Annotated in this window: 12 protein-coding genes; 3 read left to right on the top strand and 9 right to left on the bottom strand. The window is 39.5% G+C overall.

Features of this window, described 5'->3' with window-relative positions; translation table 11 throughout:
• The 6 genes from H8S40_RS03370 to H8S40_RS03345 form a co-directional block, all read right to left on the bottom strand.
• Window positions 1-3198: a glycoside hydrolase family 2 TIM barrel-domain containing protein gene (locus tag H8S40_RS03370; protein WP_118724786.1), complete on the bottom strand. Its 3198-nt coding sequence runs from the start codon at window positions 3196-3198 to the stop codon at window positions 1-3.
• Window positions 3191-4171, bottom strand: coding sequence for a family 43 glycosylhydrolase (locus H8S40_RS03365; protein ID WP_186864546.1), 981 nt, complete (start codon window positions 4169-4171; stop codon window positions 3191-3193). The genes H8S40_RS03370 and H8S40_RS03365 overlap by 8 nt, the downstream gene beginning before the upstream one ends.
• A 444-nt stretch (window positions 4172-4615) precedes the next feature.
• Complete coding sequence (locus H8S40_RS03360; RefSeq protein WP_186864545.1) at window positions 4616-5581, bottom strand: alpha/beta hydrolase; 966 nt, start codon at window positions 5579-5581, stop codon at window positions 4616-4618.
• 37 nt (window positions 5582-5618) lie between these two features.
• Window positions 5619-8363 (bottom strand): alpha-L-rhamnosidase, encoded by a 2745-nt coding sequence (locus H8S40_RS03355; RefSeq protein ID WP_186864544.1) that lies wholly within the window; start codon window positions 8361-8363, stop codon window positions 5619-5621.
• An 82-nt stretch (window positions 8364-8445) separates the two neighbouring features.
• A complete protein-coding gene (locus H8S40_RS03350) occupies window positions 8446-9834 on the bottom strand; it encodes an MFS transporter (RefSeq protein WP_186864543.1) in 1389 nt (462 codons plus the stop codon).
• Between the two features lie 78 nt (window positions 9835-9912).
• Window positions 9913-12207: a glycoside hydrolase family 3 C-terminal domain-containing protein gene (locus H8S40_RS03345; protein ID WP_117991789.1), complete on the bottom strand. Its 2295-nt coding sequence runs from the start codon at window positions 12205-12207 to the stop codon at window positions 9913-9915.
• A gap of 238 nt (window positions 12208-12445) precedes the next feature.
• Here H8S40_RS03345 and H8S40_RS03340 point away from each other — a divergent pair, with 238 nt between their 5' ends.
• From H8S40_RS03340 to H8S40_RS03330, 3 genes are all read left to right on the top strand, one after another.
• Window positions 12446-13654, top strand: coding sequence for a helix-turn-helix domain-containing protein (locus tag H8S40_RS03340; protein WP_117991790.1), 1209 nt, complete (start codon window positions 12446-12448; stop codon window positions 13652-13654).
• 85 nt (window positions 13655-13739) lie between these two features.
• A complete protein-coding gene (locus H8S40_RS03335) occupies window positions 13740-14423 on the top strand; it encodes a helix-turn-helix domain-containing protein (protein ID WP_117992213.1) in 684 nt (227 codons plus the stop codon).
• A gap of 32 nt (window positions 14424-14455) precedes the next feature.
• The gene (locus H8S40_RS03330; RefSeq protein WP_186864542.1) at window positions 14456-15385 is read left to right on the top strand and encodes an IS3 family transposase; all 930 of its coding nucleotides are present in this window, start codon (window positions 14456-14458) and stop codon (window positions 15383-15385) included.
• Window positions 15386-15563: 178 nt separating this feature from the next.
• Here H8S40_RS03330 and H8S40_RS03325 read toward each other — a convergent pair whose 3' ends face one another.
• The 3 genes from H8S40_RS03325 to H8S40_RS03315 form a co-directional block, all read right to left on the bottom strand.
• Window positions 15564-16079: a phosphatase PAP2 family protein gene (locus tag H8S40_RS03325; protein ID WP_186864541.1), complete on the bottom strand. Its 516-nt coding sequence runs from the start codon at window positions 16077-16079 to the stop codon at window positions 15564-15566.
• Window positions 16080-16094: 15 nt separating this feature from the next.
• Window positions 16095-17297: an aspartate kinase gene (locus tag H8S40_RS03320; RefSeq protein ID WP_117992159.1), complete on the bottom strand. Its 1203-nt coding sequence runs from the start codon at window positions 17295-17297 to the stop codon at window positions 16095-16097.
• Between the two features lie 158 nt (window positions 17298-17455).
• Window positions 17456-18328, bottom strand: coding sequence for a C39 family peptidase (locus tag H8S40_RS03315; protein ID WP_243118925.1), 873 nt, complete (start codon window positions 18326-18328; stop codon window positions 17456-17458).
• Between the last annotated feature and the right edge of the window lie 8 nt (window positions 18329-18336).

The raw sequence follows: 18336 nt of genomic DNA, 5'->3' as shown, positions 1-18336 counted from the left end.
TCATTCATCAAATTTGAGTTTAAAATGTGCTGTCTGCTTTTCACCAGTCCGCAGCCGGTATTTTTCATGTAATGAGAGCATTCCCGGAAGATCCCCTCCTACACCACACATTGCGCCGTCAACATTTAATGTTGTCACCCATTCTTTTTTCAACAAATGACTATGTGTGGCATCTTCCAGTGCTCTCTGAGAGTAATGCCATGCACTAAAAAGCATTCCACCAGGATTAAGATTAATGATTGAAAGTCTTTTTCTATCCTTAGAAATTAATTCTAATTTTTTCACATCACATCTCGTTCCATTTTCCTGCGGACGCATATACTTGTGCTCTAATTCTTTCACACTCATGGAATAATGATCGAACAATGCAGCTGTTTTTCTGTCCGGATAACATTCCCATGGACCTCTTCCATACCAACTGATCTCATCAAAACTATCTGGCATCGTAATTGTCATTCCGATCCGGACAAAATCAATCTTTTTTGAAATGCCTGCCATCCTGATTTCTACTTCTCCATCCAAACCAAACAGATACTCTATGACAAGGGCTTTACAGAGTGGATGTCTCCAATAGGTTCTGATCTTTGTCTTTTCTTCTGTCTGTTCAATTGTATGTTTTACATATCGAAGCTTTTCTTCTGCCATCTGCCACTTCTTTACAGGCATAGAATTCAACATCGCCGGAACAAAATGTGCCGTATCAATATCATTATCTGTCATAGCTCTTGAAAAATTGGGACGCATCGGTGCAAGAAACAGTTCTTCTCCGTTGATTTGCGCAGAACAGATCAGTCCATCCTTTATTTTATACAAGAAATGGTTCCCGCTGATTTTAATCTCCTGTTCAGTTTCTACTACAGATAAATTCCTTCTTTGAGTAATATTTTCTGTATTTTCACTCTTTTTTCTTACCTTCTCTTTTATTACATTTTTCAAAATTATCTGATCATATGCAACGACATCTCCTTTTCTGGCCCATTTTGTATCGTTTTTCAATTTCCACCAAAATGTAATTGTATCCGCACCTTCCATTTTATCTTGTATAGTCACCACTTTTGATGTCTTCGGACTGATCAGATCCAGCAATTCATGGGAGATTTCTCCCTGTGACAGAAGTGTTCCGTCTTCTTTTGCCTCCCAGTGTAATTCATAATTTTGTAAGCCGTTAAACATCTGCTTATTGTAGATTCGAAAAGACTTTTCCTGCATACTTTCAACAGCTATTGAAAGCATCTGATAACATTTTCTCACTTCATATGCTGCCGGATGGAGTGTCCGGTCTGCCGCCACAATTCCATTTGCACAGAATGCTCCATCATTTCCTTTTGCATTTTTCTTTCGGAATCCATACGGGCTATACGCTTCATCAAAATCACTTCCATACAGCCACTGATCTGTATCATCTTTTCTCTTGTGGATTGCCTGATCGACAAAATCCCAGATAAATCCTCCGCACATATGCGGATATTGCTCAAATGCATCTGTATATTCTTTGAAATTTCCGAGACTGTTTCCCATGCAATGGGCATATTCACACAAAATAACCGGCATCTTTTCATACATCTGACAATCGATATCTTTATCATCTGCTGCCAAACTGTTTGCTATAAATGCAGTCCAGTTTTTAATCTTCTGCTTTTTGCAAAGTTTTTCAAATTCTACCTCATCCGGATACATTCGGCTCAAAAGATCTGTACACCTTTTATCGTACATTCCTTCATAATGGAAAATCCTTGTATCATCCAGCTTTTCAGCACTTTGACGCATTCTCACAAAATTCTCGCCCTTGCCGGCTTCATTTCCAAGGCTCCAGAAGAGAATCGACGGATGATTCCGGTCACGCAGGATCATTCGCTCCACACGGTCAATACACGCCTTCGTCCACCGCTCATCACTTGTCGGGAGAATCCTCCTTACTCCATGAGATTCCAGATCTGTCTCATCCATCAGAAGGATTCCATATTCATCACACAGTTCGTAAAAATATGGATCATTCGGATAATGACTGGTGCGAACTGCATTGATATTTAATTGTTTTAAAATCTTTATATCCTGCAAATGTCGTTCTTTTGGAACGGCCCAACCATGATCCGGGTCAAAATCATGCCGGTTTACTCCATGTATGATAAGCCTTTTTCCATTTAATTTTAATATATTTCCAACAACTTCAACCTTACGGAATCCAAAACGGAAAGATTTATAATACGTTTTCCCATTTATCTTCCATTCAAGCAGAATGGTATAAAGATTGGGCTGCTCATGGTTCCATTTCAAGGGATTTTTTACGAGATGGTGAAACTGGATTTCTGTCGTCTTTCCCTCTTTCTGATTTAATGTATCAAATGAGAGTTCCTTCTCTCCAAGCACTTCGTTTCTTTCAGGAATACTTGCTTTCACATGGATTTTTTCCTGATAAGATTCCTGGTTTGTTATTCCTGTTCTATCCTCTGGCTCATCCCAGCATTTTAACTGCAGGAAAAGTACTGTTTGTGCATCACTGTATTTTTCATCCAGATCTGCCCGCATATAAAAATCGCGGATCGTCACTTTCGGTTCTGCATACAGATATACTTCTCTGTAAATTCCACCGAAGAACCACATATCCTGATCTTCCAGATAAGTCCCATCTGAATATCTCCAGACAACTGCTGTTACCTGATTTTCACCATTTTCTATATAATCTGTGATATCAAATTCATGCGGAGTCATGGATCCTTGTGAGTACCCAACATATTTTCCATTGACATACACTTCAAGAGCCGCCTTTACCGCTCCAAAATGAAGAAAGATTTCCTGTTCTTTAAAGTGTTCCGGCACTGTAAATGTACGCCGGTAAATTCCATATTCCTGTAATTCATGACTGATCTGCGGAATGTGCTTTTTCTTCGTATTGATTGCCTGTGGATAGGAAGAACTGTAGTAATACGGTTTCCCATATCCTTCTAACTGCCAGACACTCGGAACAGTGATTGTATTCCATTTTGTATCATCGAGTTGTTTCTCTGCGAAGTTTTCCGGAAGTTCTGTCCCCATCTGGTAATAGAACTTCCATTCTCCGTTCAAAGAATATTTTGTTTTTGCTTCTTTCTTTTTGCAGGCATCCTCTTTATTATCATAAGTAAATGCAATTGCATGTCCTTTTTCTTTATTCTCACCTAAAACTGACAGATCTTCCCATTTGAATATTTTTTTATTCATTTTCTAAATCCACCTTCTTGATCAATCCGTTCTCATCGAATTCAATTGGCGCCATACATGCCCTCCTTAGATACTGTCCATTTGTACTCACATGGAAAAACACATACCACTGTCCATTCACTTCCTCAATACTGCCATGATTGTTCCAACTTTCCTCATTCAGCGATATGTTGTCAACAATCACACCCTGATATGTAAATGGTCCGAGCGGAGACTTTGATGTCGCATATCCAAGACTGCTCGGTCTTCCACTGGAGATATCTGCAAAAACATAATAATAGGTATCTCCACGCTTTCTCATAGAACTTCCTTCATGAAAATGATGCTCTTTCTCCGTTACAAGCCCTTCTACACTCGTACTTTCATCAATGCTCATCATATCCGGATTCAGTTTTGCCCCACAAGAAGAAAACTGTCCCCAATAATAGTACGCCTGTCCATCATCATCAACAAAAACTGCCGGGGCAATTCCTTTTACAGGAAGTTTCACTGCATTTTTAAATGGCCCTGTAGGAGAATCTGATACTGCAACTCCTTCCGTATCGTCAGAAAGACAAAAATACAGATAGTATTTTCCATCTTTATAGATACAATCCGGTGCAAACAGACTCTTGTTCTTTTGCTGTTCTATCAGTATATTCCTCAAAATCGGCAAAAACTGATCTATCGGCATCTCTCTGGTCTCTTCTGGGAGAAAAGTCAGAATTGCTTCCGGAAGTTCATTATAAGACTTAACATTATCCAGATAAGCAGGTTCCTGAATCTCATCTGCCCATGGGACATCCTTGATGGAAAAGCTGATTTCACTCTCTACCCATTGTTCTAGATCTGCGGACGAAATTACTTTGTACTGATTGGAACACCAGGAATCCTCTTTTGTGTCAAGACTTCCATAGATATAGACTTTTCCATCCGGCATCACATGAGCTTCACCATCCGGGATGTTGGATTTGATATTTAGAAATGGTTTCATAGTTTATACACCGCCTCCTTGCTATTCGTTTGTTTCTTGTTTTTCTAAAGCGACTATAACATTTGAGGATGTATAATTATTGTAATTTTATATATTGTATTGTAATTTTATTCTTTTTAACTACTTTATTTGTAAATGGTTGGAAAGAGACGATTAGCGACACCAGCCTAAAGGTATAAGCCACCTTACATAACGGAATAGAAAAAGCTCAGAGGTCACGACTCTGAGCTTTTTCTTTTTCCTGCAGAAGTTTGATCTGTAGAAATCTAATTTCTTTTATTAGCTATTATCAGAATATGCCATACAAGCTAAAAAGTCAACTTGAAAATATAAATTTTTTAAAGTTTTTCTTTATTCCTCCACTTCAATATGATACTCTCAAGCCCCCGGAAAATAACATTTCGATAAATACCTTCTGAATCTCACATCCCTGTTTGGTTCATTTTAAAGAGTAGTCCTTATCCACTCATCCGCCAACTCCGGCCACTGTTTTACTTCTTCATTCACCTGTTCTTTCTCACGCTTAGTCTGACCAGTGAACATTTTCGCCATCTCATCCAAAGCCTGTTTCACTTCATCCGGCACTGGAAATGTCCCATCGTTCACAGCCTGACCTAATACGAAAGTCTGCTCCAAAGTATACGGTTCTCCAAACTCTTCATTTGCCCATGCTTCATCAGCAAGCGACAATCCATGCTTTCCTTTTGAAAATGCATGGATTGCATACGGAATCTTCTTTTCCTGCAGAGCCTGTGCAAATAAAAAGGAATTCTGAACCGGAACCAGCTCATCCGTTACAGTCTGCCATAAGAAGCATGGCGGCATATCTTCTGTCACCTGTTTTTCCAACGACATATATTCAAGTTCTTCCTCAGAAGCATCCGCTCCTAAAAGTGCTGTAAAAGAACCTCTATGTGCGTATTCACCGGAAGTAATTACCGGATAGGAAAGAATGACTGCATTTGGTTTTGCTGAGACAGATGCATATTCACCGGTTTCTGTGTTTTCAAATTCCTGCCAGTGTACGGCAACACTTCCACATGCATGTGCGCCTGCCGAAAATCCACAAAGCATGATTTTATCTTTCTCTACATGTAATTCTTCGGCATGTTTTCTAATATAACGGATTGCGCGCATCAGATCCTGCATTGGCTGCATTTTTAATGGAATCATCTGCAACAGATTGGTTGTATAAGTTACAACTGCTGTCTGATATCCCATCTCATAAAATTTCTTTGCTACAATCTCGCCCTCTGATGGAGAAACCACAGTATATCCCCCACCTGGAACGATCAGCATACATGGTCGTATTTCTTCGTCTTTATGAAAATATAATCTCATATTCGGAATAAATCCACATGCTGCTGCGTAATTGTATTCTGATTCATTCCATAATTGCACTTTATTCATAACTAGCTGCCTCCCTTACTACTGTCAGATTACATTCTTAATCATTCCCTTTTTCTCGTTCCTTCTGATTCAATGCATTAACAACTGCCTCATACATCGGTTTCGCCTCCGGTGCAGCTCCAAGAAGCTCAGCCAGTGTCATTCCATATGCGAACTGAATCATAGGTCCTTCCAGCATTCCCGGTACCATCTGATTAAACATTTCTACAGCAAGTGGTTCTGCAATGATTTCGCTAAGTGTGCTGTCCATACTGAATCTCTCTACCGCAAGACTTATCTCCGTATCATATTCATAATCATATACACCGGAACCAACTTCGTGTACTTTCTCTTTTTCCGGAAGAACAATCACAGCTGTTGTATTGGCCGGAACTTCTACATGGACATGAATTTTTCCATCCTTACAAGATGTATTAGCCACGATTTTTCCGTAAACAGATTCAAATTCTGTGCCCCAATCTTCAATACCTTTTACAAACATCGGTTTTACCTGGAATTTCTTATATCCCGGCTCTAACTGGGATAATCCGGCAACTTTGCGGTACATCCAGTCACCTACAGAACCATACGCATAATGGTTCAGAGAGTTCATTCCTGACTCGTCAAATGTTCCGTCCGGTTTGATTGAATTCCAACGCTCCCAGATTGTTGTTGCTCCCATGTTTACTGCATACAGCCAAGATGGATAATCTTCTTTCATAAAGAGTGTCGCTGCCATCTCATGAGCGCCATTTTCTGAAAGTGTATGACAGATATAAGGTGTTCCAACGAATCCTGTAGTCAGGTGATTTTTGTGGTTTCCAATATTTGTAAGCAGCGTATTCAAGATACGTTTTCTGTCTTTTTCTCTTGCAAGATTGAAATACAGAGAAATGATAGCACCTGTCTGTGTTTCACTTACAATACGTCCTGTCTCTGTATAATATTCTCTCCGGAATGCATCCAAAGTTGTTTCATAAAGATCCGCATACTTTTTCGCTTCTTCGTCTTTTCCCAGCACCTCTGCTGTTTGCTTCACAAAATCTGTTACATACAGATAGTAAGCATTTGCAATCATATATTTGTCTGTCGCTCCGGTTCTGTCCGCACTCTCTTCTTTGTCCAGTGCAAGCCAGTCTCCGTACTGGAATCCACTCTGCCAGAGACCATTCTCTCCACAGTTGTTCTTAATGTAGTCTACCCACTCATGCATACATTTCCAGTTTTCTTCCAGGATACCTTTATCACCATACATCTGATAAACAACCCAAGGAACAATAACTGCTGCATCACTCCATGCAGAAGAGCTGTACTGTCCCAGGATATCCGGCACAACATGCGGAACACCTTTTTCCAGAGAAGATTCTGCTGCCACATCACGCATCCATTTCGTGTAGAACAGTGCTGTATTTCTGTTAAATGCGGCTGTCCATGAGAATACCTGTGCATCTCCGGTCCATCCAAGACGCTCGTCTCTCTGCGGACAATCTGTCGGGATATCAAGGAAGTTATCTCTCTGGCTCCATGTAATATTACTTTGCAGCTGATTTACTTTTTTGTTAGAACAGTGGAAATCACCTGTCTTTTCCATATCAGAATGTGTCACACAGGCAAAAAACTGATCTGCTGTAAATTCTTCCATTCCTTCTACGCTGATATAACGGAATCCATGGAATGTGAAATGTGGACGGAAGATCTGCTCTTCTCCGTTACAGATAAATGTATCAATTGATTTTGCCTGGCGAAGTGTCTCCGGATAGAAGTTACCATCCTTGTCCAGTACCTCTGCATGATGGAGCACAATCTTCTGCCCTTTCTCACCTTTCACATGAACCTCTACAACACCTGTAACAATCTGTCCGAAGTCAATAAGTTTTTCACCCTTTGGTGTCACAATCAACTCTTTACCCACAATTTTCTCTGTAATACGAACAGGTTCATTCTCCTGTGCTGTTAATACTGCTTTGTCAAAATCTTTAACAACAACATTTCCTTCTGTGATTTCCGGTGCATCTGTATCGATTGTCTCACCCATGTAAATTTCACTGTAACGGATCTCTCCTGTTTTTACAGACCATGTTTCATCTGTAGCAATTACATCTTTGCTCCCATCTTCATATTCAACATGAAGCTCTGCAAATGCTCCTGCCTGTGTACCGTACTGATTTGGCAGACAATAGAAACCTAAGATTCCTTTGTACCAGCCGTTTCCAACTGTGATTGCAATTTCATTTTCTGCTGTAAGCTGCTCTGTCACATCATAGATCTGATACTGCAGTCTGTTGTGATAGCTTGTCCAGCCAGGTGCCATACGGTAATCACCTACTGTCTGTCCATTCAATGTCACCTCATATACACCATGTGCAGTTGCATACAGACGGGCTTTCTTTACCTTTTTATCAATTGTAAATGTTTTTCCAAATACCGGGCATGCTGTCTCTTCTTCCGGAAAATCACTTGTGATCATCTGTGCTTTGAATTCTGTCTGATCAAAAATTCCTGTTTCAAAGGAACCTTCCACTGACTCTACATTTCCATGATTATCAGCTACAGTTACTTCTACTGTATAAAAAGTCTCATCTGCCAGTACTTCGCCTTCATATGAAATCAAGACAGACTGGTCAGACACCTTTTTTCCACTATCCCATACAAGTTTTCCACTCTCATCTGTCACTTTAATCTCATAGGATGTCTGTACTGTATCTTTCTCATCAGACTCTATTTTCCAGGAAAATCGTGGTGCCTTCTCTGTAAGTCCGATTGGATTTTCTCTGTATTCGGTTCTAAAATCATATAATCTCATTCTATTTCCTCCATTTTCAATAAATCCACAAAAGGACAGAACCTCATTAGCAGTTCCGTCCCTTCATTTTATTCTATCATTACTATTTTGCTTCTTTTCTCTTCTGCAGTTCAGCTACAATCTCAGGATATCTCTTCTCAAGGTCATTCTTCAAAAGAAGGATAAACATGATTACGAAAAGTGCAAGTGGAATGTAGATACCAAATGCGAAGATTGCTGTATCTACTGATGCAGGTTGCACTTCAAGCGCTGCATTGTATCCAGCCGCTGCCAGAAGCCATCCAATCAAAGATGCTCCAATACCGGATCCAATCTTACTTCCAAAAGAGTTTGCACTGTTTGTCATACCTACGATACGTTTTCCGAACTTGTAATCATTGTACTCAACACAGTTATTTACCATTGCTCCGAACAGACACATCAGAGGAATGTTAGCAAATGTTGTTACTGCTCCACCTACAATACATGTCATAAGACTGTACGGTGTAAATACTCTCACCAGGCAGGCTGCTGCTCCCATTGCACAGGAAACCATACAAGTTTTTGTCATACCTAATTTAGATGCCAGTGGTCCTGTCAAAATAAATCCAAGGAATGTAGGAATCAGTCCGACTGCACCAAGAAGCGCAACGATATTATCGTTTCCAAGAATATATTTTGCATAATATGTACCACCTGAAGAACTCAGTCCATATGAAATATTCATCATAAACTGGAGTACAAGCATGATGACCCAGTATTTATTCTTGAAGAGCATTTTAATTCCTTCTCCAAAAGTTACATCTTCATCTTCACTCTTCTCAACAATATGTGCATTTTCTTTTGTTACTTTATAAAGTACAAGTAATGAAAGAAGTGAAATCAATGCGAAAATTACTGATACTTTGATCCATGCGCTCTGAGTACCACCAAGCATATTTGTGATTGGAATCAAAAGGATTGCGATTACCATTCCGGCAATATATCCAAATGCTGCACGGAAGACACCCATCTTACCACGCTCTTCAGAGCTCTCTGTACGCATAGCCATCAATGCTCCGTAAGGAATTGCAACTGCTGTATAAACTACTGCTGTGATCAAAATATTAGTGATCAATACATATGCTGACTGAAGACCGCTGACTGCATTCTTCGGTACTGTAAACAGAAGAACGATCATTACAGCCGCTGGTATTGCCATTCTAAGAAACCATGGACGACATTTTCCCTTTGGTGACTTTCCTTCATCCATAATCTTACCCATGATAAGATCTGAAAATGCATCAAAAATCTTTGCAATCAGAAGCATTGTAGCAACCATTCCTGCTGCCAGTCCAACTTTCTCTGTGTAAAAGTAAGTCAGCTGTCCAACCAGACCAGCCATAATATTCAGCGGTAACTGTCCGAGACCATCACCAAGATAGTCTGTAGTTCTCATTGATTTCTGAACTCCCATTGAGTCCAGGCCAAGTTCTTTTTTTGTTTTAGCCATCTTTATCCCTCTCTAATTTTTCCTTATCCTAATATTCTTGTCTTACTGTGAATAACAACTCTTTGTTACAATCTCATCCTATAATTGATTCAACGCATTTACCATCTGCTCAAGCATCTCTCTCTTAATTCCCGGAACAAAGCTTAGAAGCTGACGAAGCGGCATACCTTCCATCATCGCTGCCATCATTTCCTGATTCACAACTCCTGACTGATCATTTTCATTTGCTTCTGCCATATCCATTGCCGCATCATTCTGTGCCATTCCTTGCATAAATGGTGCCATTACAGTCTGTGCTTTTGGATCACGCATCAGTTCACCAAGGCAAGTATTTAAGGAATATGTTTTTGGAAGTTCTTTTGTAGGATGTACTGTGATTTCTTCCCCTACACACATCTGATCTGCATTTTCGCCGATCATGACTTTATAAGTGCCTTCCTCTGCATACCAGTCATGGATCAATGTATTCCAGTAAGCCAATGCTCTCTCGCCCAGTATAAATGTAACGGTCTTTTCTTCTCCGGCTTCTAAGAAAATCTTTTCAAATCCTCTCAGTTCTCTGACCGGACGTACCACTTCTGCCTCCGGAGCTGCAACATAAAGCTGAACAACCGTCTTTCCGGCACGTTTTCCTGTATTTTTAACCTTTACACTTACTTCTACATGTTCTTTGTCGGACATTTCTTTCTTATCCAACTGAAGATCACTGTATGCAAATGTTGTATAAGATAATCCGTAGCCAAACGGGAATGCTGTTTCCATCTTTCTGGATGTGTAATAGCGATATCCGACAAACACACCTTCCTGATAAACTGCATTGTCAAATCCTTTTCCATAAGTCAGATAACATGGTGTATCTTCCAGACGAAGTGGAAATGTCTCTGCCAGACGTCCACAAGGATTCTTGATTCCTGCAAGCACTTCCGCAACCGCTTTTCCTACAGCCTCTCCTCCAAGATAAGCTTCCAGAATTCCTTCCACCTGATCCTTCCAAGGCATAAGTACTGCAGAACCATTATGAAGAACTACTACTACATGTTTCTGTACTTCAAGCACTTTTCTCACAAGCTCATTCTGGCAATTCGGAAGATTCATATGCTTTCTGTCATATCCTTCAGATTCAAAGTTATCCGGAAGTCCAAGGAAAAGAACTGCCACATCAGCTTCTGCCGCTGCCTTTACTGCTTCGCTCTGAAGTGCTTCTACAACTTCGTCTTTCTCGTCCTGATATCCTTCTGCAAAAGTCACATTTGCAAGCTCCTGAATCTCCTTTGCCGCTTCCAGTGCGGATTCCACTTTCCAGCTGTTGATGTGAGAACTTCCACCGCCCTGATATCTAGGTGTCTTTGCATATTTTCCGATAAATGCAATCTTCTTATCAGAAGTCAATGGAAGAATTTCATTTTCATTCTTTAATAATACCATACACTCCGCTTCGATTTCAGCCGCTGCTTTATGATCTTTTTCATAATCGAATACAGCTTTCTCATCACGATTTTCTGTGTAACGGAAAATAATATTAAGAATTCTTTCACAAGCCTGATCGACTACGCTCTCATCAAGTTTTCCTTCCTGAACTGCCTTTACGATCAGTCGGTCATTTTCATAATCTCCAGGCGGCATCTCCAGGTCAAGCCCCGCTGCAAGAGATGAAATCCTGTCATTGACTGCACCCCAGTCAGAAACAACATATCCGTCAAATCCCCATTCTTTTCTTAAAATATCTGTCAGATATTCTTTATTGTCTCCGACAAATTCTCCGTTGATACGATTGTACGAACTCATTACTGTCCATGGTTTTGCTTTCTTAATTGCACCCTCAAAAGATGCCAGATAAATTTCTCTTAATGTTCTTTCATCTGCATCAGAAGAGTTTGTCATACGACGCTTTTCCTGATTGTTTGCTACAAAATGCTTTGCACTGGTTCCTACATTCTTACTCTGAACACCTTCAATCAGTGCCGCTGCTATCTCTGTAGATACATACGGATCTTCTGAATAGTATTCAAAGTTTCTTCCACAAAGAGGTGAACGCTTAATGTTCATAGCCGGTCCAAGAATTGTGCTTACATTCATTGCCTGACATTCCTGTCCGAGCAACTCTCCCTGTCTGCGGATCAAGTCACGGTCGAAACTAGATGCTGTTGCACATCCGGCCGGAAAGCAAATTGCTTTTTCACTCTCATTGATTCCGAGATGATCTGCTGCCTCTGCCTGCTTTCTGATCCCATGCGGTCCGTCTGTCACCATGACTTTCGGGATTCCTAATCGTTCTATACCCTTGAGATTCCAGAAATCAGCACCGGAACACATTCCTGCTTTCTCTTCCAGTGTCATCTGAGAGATTAAATTCTGAATCTTCTCTCTTTCCATACTGTCGTTTCCTCCTTATTATGATGTAATGCTAGTTACATTGTTATCGGGTTTTCATCATGGCTATATCATAACTGGATTACGCGCCATTTTATTTCATTTTTAAACTTTTATTTATATATTTATACTTTTATTATGCTTTTTTCTATTGACTTGGGAAATATTTTCGATTACGCTGATGACAGAAAGAATACAAATCGAACGTCTATTTTATATAAAGAAAAGAAAGTGAAAACTTATGAAAAAGAATTATTCTCTGATTAATTTTATAAAAGCTTATTACCCAGATTCGAATATCCCCATGTATCTTTTTTCGGATGAAAAATGTATTTTCTGCATGCCGGAACAGGACGAACTAACTTATCCTCCATTCCAATATCTTCAAGAACTTTTTTCAGGTTCCGAGCGTATCACTTACTGTACAACTGAATATGGGATCATGTTTTGTTCTCTCAGATTAAATCACTGTAAAAATGGTTACATTATTTTTGGTCCGGTCACAACTGTGCCTTATTCTGATTCTGATCTGCAACGTTTATACAAAGACTACATGGTATCAAACGACAGCCGCTCTGACTTCAATTCCTTTCTTCGTCAGATTCCATGTCTGTCCCTGAGCTCTCTGTTAAAGAAATGCATCTTCCTCAACTACTGCCTGCACGAAGAGCTTCTTTCACTTGAACAGCTCACATCTATCGGACATGTATCGTCTGAAAATGATGTCATGTCAGATACCTCTCTTCTTTTAGAAGAAACCTATCAAAAGAAGGAAAATGAGCAGCACAACCGGACTTATATTCTTGAAGAAGAGATTCTAAAGCTTGTCCGCACCGGTGACTGCGAAGGGTTTAAAAAATTCGCCTATAGCGAGAGCAATTTTCACATTGGCGTTACAGGCTCCACTGCCCTGCGCCAGTTAAAGAATAATATTATCATTACCACGACACTCTGCACCCGTGCCGCGATTGATGGAGGGCTTGATTACGATACTGCTTATCAGCTCTCCGACTATTTCATTCAATCTTCAGAGCGTCTGACAAGTGCAGATCGTTTAACTGATCTTCTTGGGAAAATCAGTTATACTTTTGCCGAAAAAGTAGCGCAAGCAAAAACGCCCGTCTCAACAGACGAGCGCATGCAAAAAGCCATTCGATATATTCAGCAGAATACAAACCAGCATCTCACCGTCGGAGATGTCGCTGATTATGTTGGATTCAGCAAATCTTACTTCTCTGCTTATTTCAAGAAAACACTTGGTTTCTCAGTCAGCGCATTCATCCTGCGCTGTAAACTGGAAGAAGGAAGAGAACTTCTGCAATACACAGATAAGTCCATCAGTACGATCAGTGAATTCCTCTGCTTCTCAAGTCAGAGCCATTTTCATACCGCATTCAAAAAACAATTCGGAATGACACCTTCTGAATATAGGAAGAGTACCAACGGGTGACGGGAGTGCCAATCGGGGACGGAGTGGTATGATTCCCCTTAAGTAGACAAGGTAAATAACCAAAATCTACTTAAGGGGGTTTTTTATGTCTAAATATTCAAAAGAAATAATTATAAAAGTATGTGAAGAATACTTATATGGAAACCTTTCAGAAATGGAATTATGTGATAAATATGGCATTCATTTCAAAAATGGCAATTCTATTATCACTGATTGGATTCCAAGATATCTTCAGGATGGAGTTGATGCATTTCTTCCTTCTAGTGGTAACAGAAATTATTTATCATCTGATAAGATTTCGGCGGTTGAAGATTATATTGCTGGAAAAGGTAGTTTAAGAACGATTGCTGCTCGATACGGAATTCCTTCAAAAGAAACACTTAGACGATGGGTTTTATTGTATAATGCTAATAGAAAACTTCGGGATTATAATCCTAAACGGGAGGTTTATATGGCAGAATCAAGAAAAAAAACAACCATTGAAGAACGTAAGAAAATCGTGGATTACTGTATTAATCACAACCACGATTATAAAGGAACAGCAAGTATTTATGGTGTTTCTTATAATCAGGTCTATTCTTGGGTAAGAAAGTATATTACACAAGGTGAAGAAGGATTAACTGATAGGCGAGGACAACATAAAACAGATGAAGAAGTAGATGAATTAGAACGCCTTCGTAGAGAAAATGCTCGCCTAAAAAGACAATTACAAGAAAAGGATATGTTGGCTGAATTATTAAAAAAAGTACAGGATTTCGAAAGGATGTGAGGCTTGGAAAACTCCGCTATGATTCAAAATTTATGGCAATAAAGTTTTTTTATGAAACAAAGAACTGGAGTATTAATTGGATGTGTAAGCAACTTGAAATATCAAGATCTGCCTACTATAAATGGTTGCATCGCGAGATTCCTGAACAAGAAGCAGAAAATATGAAATTGGCAGAACTTATAAAGGAGTATGACGAACGCTTTAATCATATCTTAGGATATAGAAGAATGACTTCATGGATTAACCATTTCAACCATACAAGCTATAATCCTAAACGAGTACATAGAATCATGAAAAAGTTAGGAATTCATTCTGCAATTAGAAGGAAAAAGAAGAACTATACTCCCTCGACACCAGAATCTGTTTCAGAAAATAAGTTAGGCAGAGATTTTTATGCGGATGCTCCTAATAAAAAGTGGACTACGGATGTGACTGAATTTAAAGTTCCAGGTACAAACAAAAAATTGTATTTGAGCGCAATACTTGATTTATATGACAGATATCCGGTTGCATATGTAATTGGCATACGAAATGACAGTAGGCTTGTGTTTAAAACCTTTGATAAAGCACTGGCTGCCAATCCTGAAGCAAGACCACTCTTTCATAGCGATAGAGGATTCCAATACACTAGTAAAATGTTTCAAAAAAAGCTCAACGAACATGAAATAGAACATTCTATGTCACGTGTTGGGCATTGTATAGATAATGGTCCAACGGAAGGGTTTTGGGGGATTATAAAAACGGAAATGTATCAAATGTACGAGATAACAGATGAGACATCATTAAGATTTGCAATATCAGATTACATTAAATTTTATAGTGAGAAACGACCTCAGGATAGGTATCATTGTAAACCCCCACTAGAAATAAGAACGGAAGCCCTTTCCACCGGACAACCAGTTGAATATTTAATTCCACGTAACAAACGAATTGAGAAATATAAAGAAAAATGGTGTGCATAGAAAAACGACCGCGCATTTCGTACGATCGTTCATCAGCACTTTATTTTAGTTATTTAACTTGTCTACTTAACAGGAATCAGATCATACCAGAGTTTAGTGGCTTTTTTGCTTGCAAAAAGCCACTAAACTCCGTCCCCGATTGGCACTCCCGTCCCCGTTGGCTCTCGTCCCCGTTGGCTCACCCTATTTTCTTCTTCACTATCTTATACCCAATCACACCTGACAGGATTCCAAACACAATTCCACCCAACACATCTGTTGGAAAATGTACATAAAAATATAATCTTGAAAATGCAATCAATACTGCCAAAACTCCTGCAATTTTCCATCCTTTTTTTGCACCTGCCAAATACAGAGCCGCTACGGAAGCAAAGGATGCTGCCGTATGCCCTGATGGAAATGAATAATCATGTGGTTTTGCTATAATAATCTGCACCGCAGTATTTATATCATATGGTCTTGTCCTTGCAATCAGATTCTTTAAGATTACATTGCACAATATTAAATCTACGATTAAAGCAGCCGCTACAATAATTCCTGTCTTTCTAGTCTTCGGATAAATCAATAACACCGCTGCCAGTATAATCCAGATAATGCCTGCATTTCCCAAGCTTGTAATTGCTGCCATGCACTTGTCCAATATTGGTGTATGGATTTTCTGTAAAGCATCCAGAATTTGAAATTCAATTCCCATGTTTCTTATACCTAATTAGTTAATAAATGTTTCATGCAATTTACGCATTGCAAGATCTGTGTATTCTTCATCGATCAGAACTGTAATACGGATTTCTGAAGTAGTGACCATCTCTGTATTTACACCGATACTAGCCAGTGCCCCGAACATTTTAGCAGCGACACCGGAATGTGAACGAATACCCGCACCAATGACAGATACCTTAGCAACTTTTTCATCGGAATCTAATTTTTTAATTCCAAGATAATCTTTGTTGTCGTTCAATAAATCTAACGCACGAAGAAGGTCTGGTTTAGCTACTGTAAATGAAACAGATTTTGTTCCGTCTTTGCCAAGTGACTGGATCATAACATCGATATTGAGGTTATTCTTGTCTAATAAATTCAATAAACGGAATGTGCTGTCTGGGTCATTTCCGAGTCCGGCAACACGAATTTTAGCTACATTTTTATCGGCTGCTACACCGCTGATTAACATTTTTTCCATTTTTGTATTCTCCCTTACAATTGTTCCGGAATTTCGGTTCAGGCTGGAGCATACTAAGAGTTCCACACCATATTTTTTTGCGATTTCCACACATCTGCTATGGAGGACTTTTGCCCCAAGAGAAGCCATTTCCAGCATCTCGTCGTAAGTAATCTCTTCCATCTTTTGTGCATCCGGTACGATACGTGGGTCTGCAGTATAAACACCATCTACATCTGTATAAATCTCACAGACATCTGCATGGAGTTCTGCTGCTAAAGCAACTGCTGTTGTATCCGATCCGCCACGGCCAAGAGTTGTAATATCTTCATATTTGTTAATCCCCTGAAATCCTGTTACAACTACAATCTTATTGGCATCCAGCTCTTTTCGGATACGCTCTGAGTCGATTCGTTTAAATCGTGCATTCTGATAAGTTGACGTTGTCTGCATCGGTACCTGCCATGCATTTAACGATACTGCGCTGACTCCCATCTGGATCAGCGTCATGGCCATCAACGATACAGATACTTGCTCTCCTGTTGAAAGCAGCATGTCCAGTTCCCTTCTGGACGGCTGTTCAGTAATCTGCTTAGCTGTTGCAATTAAATTATCTGTTGTTTTTCCCATTGCGGAAAGAACAACAACAACCTGACTGCCGGCCTGCTGTTTTTCGATACAGCGTTTTGCTACATTGCGGATGTGTTCCAGATCAGCGACTGAACTTCCGCCAAATTTCATTACTGTAAGCATATTTTTTAATCTCCTTTGATTCCTCAATAAGCCTTCCGTGAGATGGCAGACCAAACAAGAAATTTAATACTTGAATAGTATAGCACAATTGATTTCACGGAACAACCATCGATAAATGCCACCTTCTATTACGTTATTGTTCACAGTGCCAAATAACTCTATTGCACCAATATTACACACTGGTTGCCCCTTGATTCAAAAACAGACTCGAATTGTTCTTTTTCATATTCAACCACACCGGTTATCGGGTCTGCAATTGTGACATGATTCTCATCGTATCCAATCAGCACCGCTCCGTGGTCATTCTGGCTCCACTCAACATAATCACCATTTTCTGTATACCACCCACTTGTTTCATAACGATCTGCCATATCTATGGTACACCACACCACCACAGGTGTATCTTCACTTACCCATTGATATAATTTTTCCAGTGATACTCCTTTTTTGGCGATTGAGCGCATAGTGCTTCCATTCTCATCCAAATATTGATTTACCGCTGTAACAATTGCCTCTGTTCCGCAAATGATTCCATTTACAGTAGTAGGATCCCCTATAAAATATTTATTTATATCACTCCCATAAATCTTCCCGTCTTCACCCACATACATTTCTGCTTCATATAATACAGGTAGATATTGTGTTGCCATCTCTATTTTATCTGCCTGATATCCGTAATAATTCAATACCATTGTCATTGCTGTAATCTCGCATCCTGTCGGTAACTCCGGCATCTGGTTTATAATCGGGAATTCCTCAATTATATACGACTTTGGTAACTCTTTTTTTTCACTTTTTTCTTGTGTGCTTTTACTTTTTGAATCTTCGTTGGAATTAACCATACTGATTGGTTTTATACTTTCTAGTATCGCTGTTAGATCCACGCGCTTCAAATTACTCGTATTTTCTTTTTTTATTGCAACTATTTTATTCTCAGACTTTGCTATTGCCGAAATTGGGCAAAGCCCTACACCCCCTGCAATACATGTAATTGTCACTAATGTAAAAATGTGACTCTTATTTTTATTCATCTCACAAA

The organism is Ruminococcus hominis, assembly GCF_014287355.1.
Taxonomy (GTDB): Bacteria; Bacillota; Clostridia; order Lachnospirales; family Lachnospiraceae; genus Schaedlerella; species Schaedlerella hominis.
This window is presented reverse-complemented; position numbering and strand designations above follow the sequence as displayed.